General features: G+C 66.9%; 13 protein-coding genes. 5 read left to right on the plus strand and 8 right to left on the minus strand.

All coding sequences use genetic code 11. The features are described 5' to 3' along the window. Window positions 1–9: 9 nt before the first annotated feature. The 8 genes from LCM32_RS14345 to LCM32_RS14380 form a co-directional block, all read right to left on the minus strand. Entirely contained in the window at window positions 10–1,902 is a 1,893-nt protein-coding gene (locus LCM32_RS14345) for a dipeptide ABC transporter ATP-binding protein (RefSeq protein ID WP_224821767.1), read from the minus strand. A gap of 5 nt (window positions 1,903–1,907) precedes the next feature. Beyond that, a complete protein-coding gene (locus tag LCM32_RS14350; protein ID WP_224821768.1) occupies window positions 1,908–2,780 on the minus strand; it encodes an ABC transporter permease in 873 nt (290 codons plus the stop codon). Further along, window positions 2,777–3,721, minus strand: a complete 945-nt coding sequence (locus LCM32_RS14355; RefSeq protein WP_224821769.1) for an ABC transporter permease — start codon at window positions 3,719–3,721, stop codon at window positions 2,777–2,779. The genes LCM32_RS14350 and LCM32_RS14355 overlap by 4 nt, the downstream gene beginning before the upstream one ends. Window positions 3,722–3,727: 6 nt before the next feature. Then, entirely contained in the window at window positions 3,728–5,326 is a 1,599-nt protein-coding gene (locus LCM32_RS14360; RefSeq protein WP_224821770.1) for an ABC transporter substrate-binding protein, read from the minus strand. Between the two features lie 92 nt (window positions 5,327–5,418). Continuing rightward, window positions 5,419–6,435 carry a D-cysteine desulfhydrase gene (locus LCM32_RS14365; protein WP_224821771.1) on the minus strand — a complete coding sequence of 339 codons (1,017 nt, stop codon included), beginning with the start codon at window positions 6,433–6,435 and terminating at the stop codon, window positions 5,419–5,421. A gap of 60 nt (window positions 6,436–6,495) precedes the next feature. Continuing rightward, window positions 6,496–7,500, minus strand: a complete 1,005-nt coding sequence (locus tag LCM32_RS14370; RefSeq protein ID WP_224821772.1) for a LysR family transcriptional regulator — start codon at window positions 7,498–7,500, stop codon at window positions 6,496–6,498. A 320-nt stretch (window positions 7,501–7,820) separates the two neighbouring features. Next, window positions 7,821–9,317 carry a M81 family metallopeptidase gene (locus tag LCM32_RS14375; protein WP_224821773.1) on the minus strand — a complete coding sequence of 499 codons (1,497 nt, stop codon included), beginning with the start codon at window positions 9,315–9,317 and terminating at the stop codon, window positions 7,821–7,823. A 22-nt stretch (window positions 9,318–9,339) separates the two neighbouring features. After that, complete coding sequence (locus tag LCM32_RS14380) at window positions 9,340–10,224, minus strand: MurR/RpiR family transcriptional regulator (RefSeq protein ID WP_224821774.1); 885 nt, start codon at window positions 10,222–10,224, stop codon at window positions 9,340–9,342. Between the two features lie 240 nt (window positions 10,225–10,464). Between LCM32_RS14380 and LCM32_RS14385 the strand changes: the two genes are divergently transcribed. The 5 genes from LCM32_RS14385 to panC all read left to right on the plus strand — a co-directional run bounded on the left by LCM32_RS14385 (window position 10,465) and on the right by panC (window position 15,883). After that, a complete protein-coding gene (locus tag LCM32_RS14385) occupies window positions 10,465–11,805 on the plus strand; it encodes an aspartate aminotransferase family protein (RefSeq protein ID WP_224821775.1) in 1,341 nt (446 codons plus the stop codon). A gap of 3 nt (window positions 11,806–11,808) precedes the next feature. Then, entirely contained in the window at window positions 11,809–13,290 is a 1,482-nt protein-coding gene (locus LCM32_RS14390) for a M81 family metallopeptidase (protein WP_224821776.1), read from the plus strand. 152 nt (window positions 13,291–13,442) lie between these two features. Further along, a complete protein-coding gene (locus LCM32_RS14395; RefSeq protein ID WP_224821777.1) occupies window positions 13,443–13,979 on the plus strand; it encodes a carboxymuconolactone decarboxylase family protein in 537 nt (178 codons plus the stop codon). 219 nt (window positions 13,980–14,198) lie between these two features. Then, window positions 14,199–15,020, plus strand: coding sequence for a 3-methyl-2-oxobutanoate hydroxymethyltransferase (panB, locus tag LCM32_RS14400; protein ID WP_224821778.1), 822 nt, complete (start codon window positions 14,199–14,201; stop codon window positions 15,018–15,020). Further along, entirely contained in the window at window positions 15,017–15,883 is an 867-nt protein-coding gene (gene panC / locus LCM32_RS14405; RefSeq protein WP_224821779.1) for a pantoate--beta-alanine ligase, read from the plus strand. The genes panB and panC overlap by 4 nt, the downstream gene beginning before the upstream one ends. Window positions 15,884–16,015: the final 132 nt, after the last annotated feature.

The following is a 16,015-nucleotide window of genomic DNA, read 5'->3' on the forward strand; positions in this document are numbered from 1 at the left end:
GTGGTCTCCTTAGTACTTGCCGCCGACCTTGTGTCGGGCAACGAAATGGCCCGGTCCGACCTCGACCAGCGGTTCGACAATCGGATCGTCGCCAAGGGCCCGTGTGGGGCTGGGCAGATCCGAAGTGTCGCGCAGGCGGTCAGGCCGCTTCCGGGACGGGTCGGCCACCGGAACGGCCGACATCAGACGCTTGGTATATTCGTGCTGCGGGTTCTCGAAGACAGCACGGCGCGGACCGATCTCGACGATCTGGCCAAGGTACATCACGGCCACGCGGTGGCTGATCCGTTCCACGACGGCCATGTCGTGCGAGATGAAGAGGAAGGCGATGTTGAACTCTTCCTGCAGGTCCATCAGCAGGTTCACGATCTGCGCCTGGATCGACACGTCGAGCGCGGAGACCGCCTCGTCCGTGATCACGACCTTGGGGTTCACCGCAAGGGCACGTGCGATACAGATACGCTGACGCTGACCGCCCGAGAACTCGTGCGGGTAGCGGTTCGCCATCTCGGGCGCGAGGCCCACCTTCTCCATCAGCCAGGCCAGACGGTCCTTGGCTTCCGGGGTCCGGATCGAGCCCATGGGCCGCAGCGGCTCAAGGATCGAGTTGCCGATCGACTGGCGCGGATCCAGCGACGAGAACGGGTCCTGGAACACGAACTGCATGTTCCGCTGGAGCACCTTCTTGACGTCCGGGCTGTTCGGCTGGCTGACGTCCTTGCCCTCGAACAGCACCGTGCCCGAGGTCTTTTGCGTCAGGTTCAGCAGCGACCGGCCGGTGGTGGTCTTGCCGCAGCCGGATTCGCCCACGATCGACAGGGTTTCCCCCGGGTAGAGATCGAAGGAGACCTGTTCGACCGCGTGCACCTTGTGGGTGACGCGCGACAGGATCCCGCCGCGGATGTCGAAGTGGGTCTTGAGGTCGCGCACCTTGAGGATCGGCTCTGCCGCCGTGGGCGCCGCCACCGGCTTCTCGGCCGTGGCCACGTCGGGGTTCGACATGGTCAGCAGCGGGAAGCGCGCCGGAACGTCGGTGCCCGTCATGGCCCCCAGCTGCGGCACGGCCGACAGCAGAGCGCGCGAATAGGCGTGCTCGGGGTTCTTGAACAGGCTGACGGCGTCCTTTTCCTCGACCTGATCGCCGCGGTACATGACCAGCACGCGATCCGCGACCTCCGCCACCACGCCCATGTCGTGGGTGATGAAGATCACGCCCATGTCCATCTCCTTCTGGAGTTCACGGATCAGGGTCAGGATCTGGGCCTGCACGGTCACGTCGAGCGCGGTGGTCGGCTCGTCCGCGATCAGCAGAGAAGGTTTGCAGGACAGCGCCATCGCGATCATGACCCGCTGCCGCATGCCGCCCGAAAGCTCGTGCGGGTAACGGCGCAGGATCGCGCTTGCGTTCGGGATGCGCACCCGGTCCAGCATGTCCTTCGCTTCGCGCAGGGCATCGTGCTGGCTGACGTTCTGGTGCAGGCGGACCGCTTCCGAGATCTGCTGGCCCACGGTGAACACCGGGTTCAGCGAGGTCATCGGCTCCTGGAAGATCATCGCCATGTCGGCGCCGCGCATCTTGCGCAGCAACTGCGGGCTGGCGGCCCGCAGGTCCACCACCTCGTTGTTGCGGCGGCGGAAGCGCATGTCGCCCTTGATGATCCGGCCGCCGCCGTTTTCCACGATGCGCATCAGCGCAAGCGAGGACACGGATTTGCCCGACCCGGATTCCCCCACGATCGACAGGGTTTCCCCCCGGTCGACGTGGAAGGTGAGGTCGCGCACGACGTCCGCAGGCTTGGCGTCCGAGCCGAAGCGGATGGTCATGCCATTCACATCGACGAGGCGTTGCGGCGGCAGCTCCAGCTTGGTGTCGGGACGGATGAGGGTTTGAGTATCGCTCATGTCTCTCAGTGCCTCCGGGTGCTCATGCGCGGATCAAGCGCGTCGCGCAGACCGTCGCCCAGCATGTTGATGGCCAGAACCGTGATCGACAGCGCAATTGCCGGGAAGGCGATGATATGCGGCTTGATCTGCCACAGCGCCCGGCCCTCGGCCATGATGTTGCCCCAGGACGGCGTGGAGGGCGGAACGCCCGCACCGATGAACGACAGGCTGGCCTCGGAGATGATCGCGACAGCGCAGATATAGGTCGCCTGCACCAGCAGCGGTGCAAAGGTGTTGGGCAGGATGTGGCGGAAGATCACGCCCGGCATCGAGATACCTGCGATCTGGGCCGCGCCCACATAGGGTTCGTCCCGCAGCGACAGCACCACGCCGCGGACCAGACGCACGGTGCGCGGGGTCTCGACGATGGTGATGGCGAGGATCACGTTCCAGATCGAGGCGCTCGACAGGGTGATCAGCGCGATGGCCAGCAGGATCGAGGGGATCGACATCAGCCCGTCCATCAGGCGCATCACGATCGCGTCGACCCAGCGGATGAAGCCGGAGAAGACGCCGATCAGCGCGCCCAGCACGGTCGAGCAGATCGCCACGAGGAAGCCCACCGTCAGCGAGACGCGGGTCCCGTAGACAACGCGCGACCAGAGGTCACGCCCCAGCATGTCGGTGCCGAACCAATGTTTGGCCGAGGGCGTCTGGGTACGTTCGAAGGGCGACACGGCCTTGGGATCGACGGTGCCGAGGAGCGGCGCGAAGATCGCCATCAGCACGAGGAGCAGCAGGACCGTGAGGCCGAAGAGAACAGCCGGGTTCCGGCGCAGCCATGTCCAGCTGCGCGACAGACCGGACCGCGGGGGATCAATGGTAGAGACGGTCAATAGCGGATCCTCGGGTCGAAGACGGTGTAAAGGATGTCGACGATCAGGTTCACCATCACGTACATGAAGCTGAAGATCAGGATCACGCCCTGGATCACCGGGTAGTCACGGCGCAGGATAGCGTCGACGGTCAGACGACCGACACCCGGGATCGCGAACACGGTCTCGGTCACGATGGCGCCCCCGATCAGCAGGGCGACGCCGCTGCCAACGGTGGTGATGATCGGAACGGAACAGTTCTTGAGCGCGTGCTTGAAGACGATGAGGGATTCCTTCACGCCTTTTGCACGGGCCGTCCGGGTATAATCCTGGCTGAGGCTTTCCAGCATGGTGGCACGGGTGATCCGCGCGATCAGGCCGACATAGACGGAGCCGAGCGCCATCGCCGGCAGGGTCAGCGAGCGCATGGCGGCATAGAGACCATCGGACCCGATGGACTTGTAGCCCTGCACCGGCAGCCAGCTGAGCTTGAGCCCCAGCGAATAGGCCAGCAGGTACCCGACCACGAAACTGGGCACGGAGAAGCTGAGGACCGCGATGATCATGACGATCCGGTCGACAATGGTATTGTGTTTCCAGGCGGCGACAGCCCCCATGGGAATTGCGATGATGACCGAGAGGACGAGGGTCATCGACATCAGCAGGAAGGTCGGTTCGAGGCGCTGGACGATCATCTTGAGAACGTCTTGCTTGGTATACATCGACGTACCGAAGTCGCCGTGCAGGATGCCTCCGACCCAAGAGCCGAAACGTACGAGGAAGGGTTGATCGAGCCCAAGGGTTTCCCGAATGCGCTCGATGTCCGCCGTGGTGGCTGCATCCCCGGCCATGATCGCCGCGGGGTCCCCGGGTGCTAGATATAGCAACCCGAAGACGAAGAACGCGACCAGGATCATGACCGGGATCGCCGCCAGAAGGCGTCGAATGACGTAGGCAGTCACCTGAGGTTAGCCTGCCGGTTTCATGGTGTAGTAGAGCGGCATTTCCTTCGGCATATCAGCCCACTCCTTGGTGTAGGCGGTGATCTGCGTGTAGGCGCCCATCGGGACGTAGGGAACCTTGTCGAAGGCCGTTTCCTGGATCTTCTCGATGATCGCGGTCCGTTCGGCCGCGTCTTCTGCGAAGAACCAGTTCATCCGCATCTCTTCCATCTCGGGGTTGTCCGGCCAGCCGAACCATGCGTCGCCACCGTTGCCGCGCAGGCCGAGGTGACCGGCAGGGTCGAGGTTGTTCGGGCCCGAGAGCGAGGTGACGAAGACGTTCCAGCCACCCTCGTCCGGGGTGCCTTTGACCGGACGACGGGTCATCATCGTGCCCCAGTCCATGGTCTGCAGGTCGACGGTCATGCCCAGCTGTTCCAGCAGGTTCGCGGTCAGCATGGCGCCGGCGTGGATCCAGGCCTGGTCGGAGGGGTCGAGAACGACGACGGGGGTGCCGTCATAGCCAGCGTCGATGATCGCCTGCTTGGCCGCGTCGATGTTGGCCAGCGAACCGATCTTGTCCTTGCCGGCGTCCACGTCGTTCGGGGTGCCCGGGGTGAAGTAGCCGACGTTGGTCGCCCAGGAGGCCTTGTTCTCTTCGCCGAAGATGGCGGTCATGAACGCTTCCTGATCGACGGCCGAGGCCACGGCCTGACGGATCGCCTGGTTGTTGAACGGCGGCTGCAGGTGGTTGAAGCGGATGATGCAGAGGTAGAACAGTGCACGGGCAACCGAGGTGATGTCGGGGTCTTGCGTCACGATCGAGACGAAGTCCGGTGCCACGGCTTCCAGCGAGTCCACTTCGGCCGACTTCAGAGCGGCATAGGCGGTCGAGCTGTCGTTGATGACCGGCCATTCGACGCGGTCGACATAGGCGATCTTGGCGCCAGCGGTGTATTCGCCGGGCTCTTCGCGCGGGATGTAGTCTTCGAACTTCTCGTAGACGACCTTCGAGCCGGAAACCCACTCGTCCGCCATGAACTTGAAGGGACCGGAGCCGATGCACTCGGGGATCTGCTCGTGCGGGCTGGTGGCGGCAAGACGGGCCGGCATCATGGCGCACATGTTGCCCGACGGCTTGGCGAGAGCGTTCGGCAGCATCGAGAACGGACGGTTCAGGGTGAAGACGATGGTCTTCGCGTCGGTGGCTTCGAGGGTGTCGGTGACGCTTGCCAGGGTCTGGCCCAGCGTGTCACGGATCCACCAGCGCTTGATCGAGGCCACGCAGTCTTCCGCGGTGACCATCTCGCCGTCGTGCCACTTCAGGCCGTCGCGCAGAACCAGGGTCCAGGTCAGGCCGTCCTCGGAGGGCTCACCGGATTCGAGCATCTGCAGCTGCGGCTGGAACTTGCTGTCCAGACCGTAGAGCGTGTCGAAGACGCAGTTCGAGTGGATCGCGGTGATCATCGCGGTGGTCCAGATCGGGTCGATCGAGGCCAGGTCGGACTGCGGAACGCTGGTGAAGATCGTCGAGCCCTGGGCGCGGGCGGCGGTCAGGCTGAAGCCCGGTGCCACGCTGAGCGCCGCGAAGGCGGCAGAGCTTTTCAGAAGGTCACGTCTTTTCATAGAGTAAGTTTCCCTGTTTTTGTGATCCGTCTTGGGAGGACTAAGCGTCGGATCGGGTTGTCCCGACCCCTCGCGGGGCCGGAAATCGTGGATCAGCAGGCCGGTATGGCCTCCTGCATGAAAGTCGAACGGTAGGCGAAGAGCCCGGCGGAGCCGCCAGTGTGGAGGAAGACCACCTTCTGCCCCTTGGTGAACCGGCCCGCGCGCACGGCAGCGATCAGCCCCGCGGCACCCTTGCCGGAATAAACGGGATCGAGGAGGATCCCCTCGAGGCTGGAGAACATGCGCACCGCCTCGATCATCGCAGGCGTCGGCACGCCGTAGCCGCCGCCGACCTGCGTGTCGTCGGCCTCGATCAGCGCGGCGTCGATGTCGCCCGCGTAGCCCAGCACCTCGGCCGTGGCCCGGGTCAGCGCCAGCACGTTGGCTTCCTGCTTCTCCTTCGGCGCGCGCACGGAAATGCCCAGAACCGGGATGCCCGCATTGGCCGCCGTCAGCCCCGCGACCAGACCGGCCTGCGTGCCGGTGGAGCCCGTGGCCGTGACGATATGGTCGATGGCGAGGCCCATGGCGTCGGCCTGCCCCAGCATCTCATAGGCACAGGCCACATAGCCGAGCGCGCCCGTGGTGTTGGAGCCGCCGCCGGGAATGACATAGGGCGTATCGCCCATGTCTTTCAGATCGGCGGCAAGTGCATCCATCTCGGCCTGCATGTCCGTGCCGGCGGGATAGGTCCGCAGTGTGCAACCCATCAGTTCGTCCAGCAGGATGTTGCCGTTGCCGAGGTAATCGGGATCGTTGGTTTCCACGCGCTGTTCCAGCAGCGCAGTGCACTTCAGCCCGTGCTTTGCCGCCGCGGCCGCGGTCTGGCGCACATGGTTGGACTGATGCGCCCCTTGGGTGATGACGTGGTCTGCCCCGGCGGCGAGCGCCGCACCGATGAGAAATTCCAACTTGCGGGTCTTGTTGCCGCCGGAGGCCAGACCGGTGCAGTCGTCACGCTTCACCCAGATCTCGGGCCCGCCGAGCGCTTCGCTCAGCCGTGACATAGGCTCAAGAGGAGTGGGCGCGTGGCAAAGGCGCACACGCGGGAAGCGAGAAAGCTGCATGGAGGGAACCGTGAGTGGTCGTCTGTCGTTTTCGTATTACAATCAGCCTAGGAGCCGCTGTCAGCCGGAAACAAATGCCACTTTGGCATGGATAGGTGCCGGATCGGCATTGGCGCTATCAAGCGTCAGGCCCTCACCCCCCTCCAAATGACGCCAAAGCCGTTCCAAACGTGGGTTTTTGGCGTCCTTGCGCCGGTAGAGGCGCACCTCCAGCGGGGCCGACCAGGGCGAGGTCTCCAGCTCATCGAATTGGCAAGGTGCCGCAGAAACGAGCAAACCGAGCTTCAGTTCACGCCGGATCGCCGAGAGCGGCAGCCACCCCATGCCCCGGCCAGAGAGGATCATCGTCTTCAGCGCCTCGGCCATGTCCGAGGAGTATTCCCGCTTAAGGTGTAGCGCGCCCTCACAACTCTCCAATTTGGCGTTCACGGCCCGGCCTATCACGATGGCCGAGGCATAGCCAAGGTAGTTCACCGGCGCATCGGGCGTGCCGGGCAGCGCATGGCGCGCCGCCCCGGGCGCGTCCGACATCGGCGCAGAGACCGGCACCATCACGTCGCGGGCGACCACCTTGTAGGGGTTCGCCACCATCGCCGCCGAGGCCCGGTCCATCCCGCCGTAGTGATAGCTCAGCGACAGATCCGCCTTGCCGTCCACCAGCTCCAGCACCGCCTCGTGGGAATTCGCCACCGCCACGTTGAAGTTCACGTCGAGATCGGCGTTTTCGATCTCCTCCACGAACTCGGGGCAGAAATGCACCGCCAGCGTATGCGATGCCACCAGCCGCAGGGCGTTGTTGGACCGCCCCCTGTCCCCGGTCAGTTGCGAGCGGACCTCGCCGATCTGGTCGATCATCTTGACCGCCACCTCGAGGAAGAGCTTGCCTTCCGCCGTCAGGCACAGGCGGCTGCAGTCGCGATCCACCAGGGGCACGCCCAGCCAGTCCTCAAGGGCGCGGATGCGCCGCCCGAAGGCCGGTTGCGTCACGTTTCGTCGCGCTGCCGCTTCCGAGAAGCTGTGCATCTCCGCCAGGGCGACGAAATCCTCCAACCACTTGAACTGCATGGGCCTATCTCCGGTAAGACGAAAGGGGCACCGGCTCATGGCCGGTCGCCCCCTCTACAGGGTCAGTTTACACCCAAAGGGGGGGGCTGCGATCCCTCACTATGAGGGGGTGCCCACGAAATGCTCACTGCCCGGTGAACTGCCCATAAAAGCGACGGCAATTTCGAAGCAAATGGCCGTGCCACACCGCGTGGGGGCGAAATTGGCCCCGCGGTGGTCGCGCGCCTGCCCGGAATGTTCCGCGCACGCTCGCGCGCGATTCTTTCTAGCACTTTTGTGCGGGGCTTTCGGGGCCCTGCCGGAGCCGCCCGATGGGGCGTTCAGTCCGGCTCCGCCGCGCGCCGGTCGTAGAACGCGCGGGGGACGTGCCGATAGGGCAGAAGCGACATGTCCACCGGGGCGAGGCCGGGGCAATCCACCTCGACGATCTGCGCCAGGAGCAGCTCGAACCCGGCGCGGAAATGGTTCTTGGCCTTGATCCCGAAAATCGCCACCTCGGTCAGGTCGATGCCGTGCAGATCGCACCAGGCCGGGTCATTCGCGCTCTGACAGGTCTCGCAGATCACCACCCGCAGGGGGCCGCTGCGCAGCACCGCCGTGCGCCCGAGGTCGATCTCGCGCCCGAATTCCATCGGGCCACGGTTGCGGAACCGCCCGTCCGTCAGCCGCTCCACCATGCCCTCGAAGGGGATGGGTGCGCCGAACTCGGGCGCGATCCGCCCGCCGAGCGTGCAGGACATCCGCGCGCCGTGCCCCAGATCATGGGCCCGCGCCACGAGGTCCGGATCGTAGAAGAAACAGAACAGCACCGGCAGGTCTGTCCCCGCCTCCACGAGCGCCCGGAAGAGCGCCGTCGTATCCCCGATCCCACCGGAGAGCGGGTTGTCCGCCGCATCGACCAGCGCGATCGGCCCCGCGCCGCCCTGCTTCAGCCGGTCCAGCGCATCGGCTACGGCGGTCTGCGCATCGGGGAGCGTGATTGCGAAGTCGTCGCGCCGGGCCGTGTAGGCCGTGCTCAGCCGCGCCACTGCCGGGCCGGGATCGACATCCGGCCCATGGGTCGCGGTAACAATCGCCCGCGTATGGGGCGTGTCCGCATAGGTGAAGCCCCCGAAGAGCGAGACATCCAACAGCCCCTCCGATGCACCGACCTCTGTGGCGATCTGTTCCAACTCGGCCATCGGGCCGGAGGCCGTGCGCATCCCATGGGAGAGTGGCGCGAAATCAAGCGGATGCACCACGCAGCGCGGCCGGAGGCCGGTCTCAAGCGCCCGGTCCAGCATGGTCAGCGCGCGCAGCGCGGTCGCGTCCATATCGACATGCGGATACGTATGGTACGCCGAGAGGATATCTACAGAACGGGTCAGCGCCGGGTCAAGACAGGCGTGCAGATCGAAGCTGACCGCCAGCAGCGGCTCCGGCCCAATCGCCTCGCGGACCTTCGCAAGGAAACTGTAGTCCGGCGACAGGTCATCCTCGGCCACCATGGCGCCATGGAGCGACAGGTACACGCCGTCCCAGGGCTGCCCCGAAAGGTCGCCCAGGATTTCCTCGGTGATCGTCGCGATGGCCTCGGAGGTCACCGGCCCCAGCGGCGGCGCCGAGGTGCAGCGCGAGACGGTGACGTCCCAATACGGGTGCGTATCGAGAAAGGACACCAGCCCGCCCAGTTCCGTGGCCGTGCCCCGTGCGGCCTCCAGCGCTTCGGGCCCCTTGGTCCATTCCCGGCGTTGGAAATCCTCCAGCGTGGTCTTCACCGGGTTGAAGGAATTGGCCTCGTGCCAGATGCGGGCGACGGCGATGCGACGGCGGGTCATGAGTGTCTCCGGGTGGGGCCGCTCAGCCGCGGCGCGTGGGAATGTCACTGGCGTAGGTGTCGAGGCCCTGAAGGTGCCGGTCAGCCTCCTGCAGGGCGCGCAGGGCCCTGTCACGGTCCCGGTCGGCCAGCAGTCCGCAGAGCACCTCGGACACCGCAAGCGCCGGGGTCAGCGTGTGGAAGAAGGTCTCGCTCTCGGTGGCGCAGATCACCACCTCCTCCGCCACGCGGGCCAGCGGCGAGACCTCGCTGTCGGTCAGTGCCACGATGCCGACGCCCTTGTCCTGCGCCAGCCCCACCAGTTCGAGGGTCTGCCGCGCGTAGGGGTTGACGGAGATCACCAGCATCACGTCCTGCGGGCCGGCGCGGCGCATCCCGTCCACGCCGGTGCCCGCGGGCCCGTCGAGGTGCACCGTCTTTTCGCCCAGCAGGGTCATCACGTAGTGGAAATGCCAGGCGACCGAGTGGCAGGACCGCAGGCCAAGGACATAGACCCGCCCTGCCCCCGCAAGCCGGTCGGCTACCCGCTCCAGCCGGGCCAGCGACTCCGGCGCCTGCAGGCGGGCGATCTGGGACGACAGCATCTGGAGCATACCGTAGGCGAGGCCGCTGCCGCTGGGGGCGTCTGCCTCGCGCGCCTGCGCCCGGGCCGCGAACCCGTCGGCCTGAAGCCGCAGCGCCTGCGAATACTGCGCCCGGATGTCCTCGTAGCCCCCGAGGCCGAGGAACTGCGCCAGCCGTGTCATGGTGGCGGGCTGCACCCGGGCATTGCGGGCCAGTTCGCGCATCGAGACCAGCGCCACCTCCTGACCGTTTTCGAGGATGTAGCGCGCCGCTTTCTGGAGTTGCGGCGACATCTCGTCGAACCGGGCGACGATCCTGTCGGTCAGCTCCTGACTTTGCAACATGTGTTTCAAATTCTTCCATCCCGAAGCGATCCGGGACGCTGCCGCGTCTCGGAGGGCAATCGCCTTTGCTGGCGCCACGTGCCTGCCTGCGGAAGGATTGGCTGTTTCCAAGGCGGCGGTAAAGCCCTTTCGGGTCATCGCGCGCGATATTGAAACACTTGTTGCAAACCGGCCCGCCCTGCCTCTATCCCAGACACAGACCGGCCCGCCCCGGCGATTCCCTGCACCGCGAGATGCCCCATGACACGCCTCCTCCACCGCACCATCGGCTCCGACCTGCCCCGCGCCGTTTCCGGCCAGGGCATCACCATCACCGACGCCGAGGGGCGCGCCTATATCGACGGTTCCGGCGGTGCGGCGGTCAGCTGCCTTGGCCACAACGATGCCGAGGTGGTGGCCGCGATGAAGGCGCAGATGGACCGCATCTGCTATGCCCACACCTCCTTCTTCACCACCGATGTGGCGGAAAGCCTGGCCGAGCGGCTGACGGCCCATGCGCCCGATCCGCTGAACCATCTCTACATGGTCTCCGGCGGGTCCGAGGCGGTGGAGGCCGCGCTGAAGATGGCGCGGCAGTATTTCGTCGAGATTGGCCAGCCCCAGCGGCGCCACATCATCGCCCGGCGGCAGAGCTACCATGGCAACACGCTGGGGGCCCTTGCCACCGGCGGCAACGCCATGCGGCGGGTCCAGTTTCAGCCGATCCTGCCCGAAACCCACCATGTCTCGCCGGTCTATGCCTACCGCGATCAGCGCGTGGGCGAGAGCCCGGAGGCCTATGCCGCCCGCCTTGCCGACGAACTGGAGGCCAAGATCCGCGACTTGGGCGAGGATCAGGTCATGGCCTTCGTGGCCGAGCCGGTGGTGGGCGCGACCCTTGGCGCGGTACCGGCCGTGGCGGATTACTTCCAGCGGGTGCGCGCGATCTGTGATCGCTACGGCGTGCTGCTGATCCTCGACGAGGTGATGTGCGGCATGGGGCGCACCGGCAGCCTTTTCGCCTTCGAGCAGGAGGGCATCGTGCCTGACCTCGTCACCGTGGCCAAGGGCCTTGGCGGGGGCTTCCAGCCGGTGGGCGGCGTGCTGCTGTCCGACAGGATCTTCGAGGCGTTCCGCGACGGCTCGGGCCTCTTCCAGCACGGGCACACCTACCTTGCGCATCCCATCGCCTCGGCCGCTGCGGACAAGGTGGTGGAGATCCTCACCCGCCCCGGCCTGATGGCGCAGGTCCGCCACCTTGGCGAGCGGCTCCAGTCCGGGCTCGAGGCGCGCCTCGGCCAGTCGCCCTTCGTGGGGGACATCCGCGGGCGCGGCCTCTTCCGCGGGATCGAGATCGTGGCGGACCGGGACAGCAAGACCCCCTTCGACCCGGCGCTGAAGACCCATGCGAAGATCAAGAAGGCCGCCATGGCGCGCGGGCTGCTCTCCTATCCGATGGGCGGAACGATCGACGGCATCCACGGCGATCACGTGCTGCTGGCGCCGCCCTACATCTGCACCGAGGCCGAGATCGACCAGATCGCGGACCGGATTTCCGACGCGATCCTCGCGGTCACCGCCGACGTGGCCAAGGGGGCCTGAGCCATGCGCCGCATCGCCTTCGCCGGGTTCAACCTCGAATCCGTCACCGCCGTGCCGCAGGTCTCCACCCGCGCCGATTTCGAGCGCGTGACCTATCGCGGCGCGGAGATCCCGGCGCAGTTCCGGGGCACGAATACCGTCGCGGGCGGCACGCTGAAGGTACTGGAGGCCGCGGGGGCCGAGATGGTGCCGCTCTACCATGCGCTGCTCGGAGCGCTCGGCCCGGCGGCGGATGACGCGATCATCGCCTTCGGGGATGAGCTGGAGGCCGGGCTGACCGGGAACGGGCCGCTGGATGGACTGGTGCTCTACCTCCACGGGGCCTGCTGGGCGCCGGGGTTCGAGGATGTCGAACGCTATGTGATCGAACGCGCCCGTGCCGCAGCGCCCGATCTGCCCATTGCTGTGCCGCTGGATTACCACGGCAACGTGGACGCGCGGACCTTCGCGGCCGCCGATATCGCCGTCGCCTATCGCCATTCGCCCCATATCGACATGGGCGAGACCGGGGAACGCGCTACCACCGCCCTGCTGCGAATGATCGAGACCGGGGTGAAGCCGGGGCTGGCCGTGGCCCGCCCGGGCGTCGTCATCTCCTCGATCATGTCCGCCACGCGGCTGGAACCGCTTTCGGAGATCATCGCAGAGGCGCGCGCGCTGGAGGCGGCGTCCGATTGCGACATCTCGGTCATGGGGGGCTTTGCCTATGCCGACAGCCCCAACACCGGCATGTCGGTGATCTGTCTCGACTGGGACGGCCAGCCCGCGGCGGAGGCCAAGGCCAAGGCGCTCTCGGACCGGCTCTGGCAGGCCCGCGCCGATCTGACCGGGGCGATCCCGGTCTGGTCGATGGAGGCCGCGCTGGAGGATGCCGCCGCGCATCGCGGCACCGGGCGGCCCATCGTCCTGCTGGAACATGCGGACCGGATGAATGACAGCACCCACCTGCTGCGCGCCATGCTGGAGCCCGCCATCGCGCAGAGGCTGGGCCGCGTGATGGTGCCCTTCCTGCTCGATCCCGCAAGCGCTGCCGCAGCCCATGCGGCGGGTGCAGGCGCAGAGATCACGCTTGAGCTTGCGGGCAAGAGCGCGCCCGAGACCGGCGGCCCGCTCCCGATCAGCGCCCGCGTACTCTGGACCGGCGAGAAGCGGTTCACCGTTTCGGGCCGCTACCAGCAGGGCGCGCCGGTGGACCTCGGCCTGACGGCGCTGATCGAGGTGGGCGCGATCCGCATCTCTGTCGTCAGCCATTTCGCCTTCGCGGTGGACGGCGATCCGTTCTACATTTTCGTTGAAAAGCCAGAGGATTACGACGTGATCCTGCTGCGCTCCAAGACCCATTTCCGCGACTTTTACGAGCCGCTGGCGGAAAGCATCCTTGTCACAGATACGCCCGACCTCGGCCCGGCGGATGTGCGGCTGATCCCCTTTGCCCAGCTAGAGACCGCCGGGGTCTACCCTTGGTGCGCGGATGGCGGGGCCTGACCAACGCCCCCGGACCCCGCGCCACTGAAACGCCGCACGCTCGACCTTACCCGCGTGGCGCGCTATCGCTGCGACACCGGCCTTTGCCCTGAAACGTGACCTGTCCCGTCCGGCCCTTTCAGCCAACCACGCCACCCCCGAGGAGACATTCCATGACCAACAGCCCCTGCCCGCCCGTCACCGATGCCGACTGGCCCGAGGCGATCGCCGACCTGCGCGACGGTTTCGCCGGTCAGCTCAACGTCTATCGCACCATGGCGCATCACCCGGCGCTGGTGAAGGCCTGGGCCCCGCTGCGCCAGCACGTGGTGAAGGACACCACCCTCGGGCTGGAGCGGTCCGAGATCGTGATCCTGCGCACCGGCGTGCGCCTCGGCTCGCCCTACGAATGGGCCCACCACGTCAGCCGGGCCCGCAAGCTTGGCATGTCGGACGCCCGCATCGCCGCCGTCCGCGAGATGCCCGAGGGCGAAGACGGGCTGATCGTGCGCGCGGTGGATGCGCTGATCGACGACAAGCGCCTCGCCCCCGAGCAGGAGGAAGAACTGGCCGCCGCCATCGGGCGCACCGCCGTCTTCGACCTGATCGCCACGGTCGGCTTCTACTCCGTCCTCGGCTACATGCTGAACACCTACCGCACGCCCGTCGACCCAGCGATCGCGGCAGAGCTGGAAGAGGCGCCGCTGTAACGCGGCCCCGGCGAGAGGCCCGCGCGCAGGCCCGCATCGGGGCCAGTTCAGGCGCCTCTCGCGGGTTTCTCACGGGCCCCATCCCGCACGGCCCGGCAGGGTCATTTGCACGCGAAAGAAAATTGCGCGGACTTGCGCTGCGCAGCACTTCTCCGTAGAAGGCGCGTGCCATGAGAGCGACCCGGATCCCGGGTCGGGAGTTTGGGGAGACCTCCGCAGATGAGCAGTCACCAGGAAATCCGCGCCCTGACGCCGGGCGACATCCGCGCCCGCAAGGGCGGCGATCCGCTGGTCTGTCTGACCGCCTATACCACGCCGGTGGCGCAGCTGGCCGATGCGGAGTGTGACCTCGTGCTGGTGGGCGACAGCGTGGGCATGGTGCTCCACGGTCTGCCGACGACGCTTGGCGTGACCATGGAGATGATGATCCTGCACGGTCAGGCGGTGGCGCGGGGCGTGAAACGCGCGCTGATGGTGGTGGACATGCCCTTTGCCTCCTACGAGGAAGGCCCCACGCAGGCCTATCGCAACGCCGCCCGCCTGATGGCGGAAACCGGCTGCGGCGCGGTCAAGCTGGAAGGCGGCCAGCACATGGCCGAGACGATCCATTTCCTGACGCAGCGCGGCATCCCCGTCATGGGCCACGTCGGGCTGACGCCGCAATCGGTCAACACGCTGGGGGGCTACCGGGTGCAGGGCAAGGGCGCGGATGCCACCCGCGTCATGCACGACGCGCAGGCAGTGGCACAGGCTGGAGCCTTCAGCGTGGTGCTGGAGAAGGTCCCCGCGCGGCTCGCGGACGAGATCACCGCCACCATCGACGTGCCCACCGTGGGCATCGGCGCCTCTGCCGGCTGTGACGGGCAGATCCTCGTGATCGACGACATGCTGGGGCTCTTCGATGCCTTCAAGCCGAAATTCGTGAAACGCTATGCTGCGCTTGCCGATGACGCCCGCGCCGCGATTGCCGCCTATGCCGAGGAGGTGCGCGCACGGCGCTTCCCCGCGGCCGAGCATATCTTCGAGGACCAGAGCAAATGAAGATCATCCGCGACAAGGCAGAGCTGCGCAAACTGGTGCGCGACTGGCACCGCACCGGCGAACGGATCGGCGTCGTGCCGACCATGGGCGCCCTGCACGCCGGGCACCTGAGCCTCGTGGATGCCGCCAACGGGCGGGCCGAACGGGTGATCGTGACGCTCTTCGTGAACCCCAAGCAGTTCAACAACCCCGAGGACCTCGACAAGTACCCCCGGACCGAAGAGGACGATGCCAAGAAGCTCGCCCCCTACGGGATCGACGTGCTCTATGTGCCCGGGCCCGAGCAGATGTACCCGGACGGCTTCTCGACCAATATCTCGGTCGCAGGCGTCAGCGAGGGGCTCTGTGGCGCGGCGCGTCCGGGCCATTTCGACGGCGTGGCGACGGTGGTGACGAAGCTGCTGTTGCAGACCGGCGCGGATTTCGCCTTCTTCGGCGAGAAGGATTACCAGCAGTTGCAGGTGGTCAAGCGGCTGGTGGCGGACCTCGACATCGACGTGGAGATCATCGGCTGCCCCACCGTGCGGGAAAAGGACGGTCTGGCGATGTCCTCGCGCAACCTCCGGCTGGGCGACGGCGCCCGGGCCGAGGCGCCGGTGCTGCAGGAGGAGATGCAGCGCGCGGCAGACGCAATTGCCGGCGGGACCCCGGCGGCCGAGGCGATGGCTGCGCTGCGGTCGGCGCTGGAGGCGGCGGGTTTCGGCGAGGTGGACTATGCCGAGGTGCGGCGCGACGGCGATCTGGCGCTGGTGGAGGGCCAGCCGGACAGTGCCGCGCGGGTCTTCGTGGCGGTCTGGCTGGACGGTGTGCGGCTGATCGACAACGTGGAGATCGGGGACCTGCGGTCTCTGGCTGCGGAGTGAGGTGGCGGGCGCGCTCTGTCTCGCCCCCCTGTCCATCACCCACCCGCCCGGCCTCAGGCCGGGCAGCGCCGTCCCGCCCCCATGGGGCGGCGCTTATGCGCCACCCCGCGGGACGGCGCTGCCCTTCGTGGT

It is taken from the genome of Pseudooceanicola nanhaiensis, assembly GCF_020171315.1.
In the GTDB taxonomy this organism is placed as follows: Bacteria; Pseudomonadota; Alphaproteobacteria; order Rhodobacterales; family Rhodobacteraceae; genus Pseudooceanicola; species Pseudooceanicola nanhaiensis_A.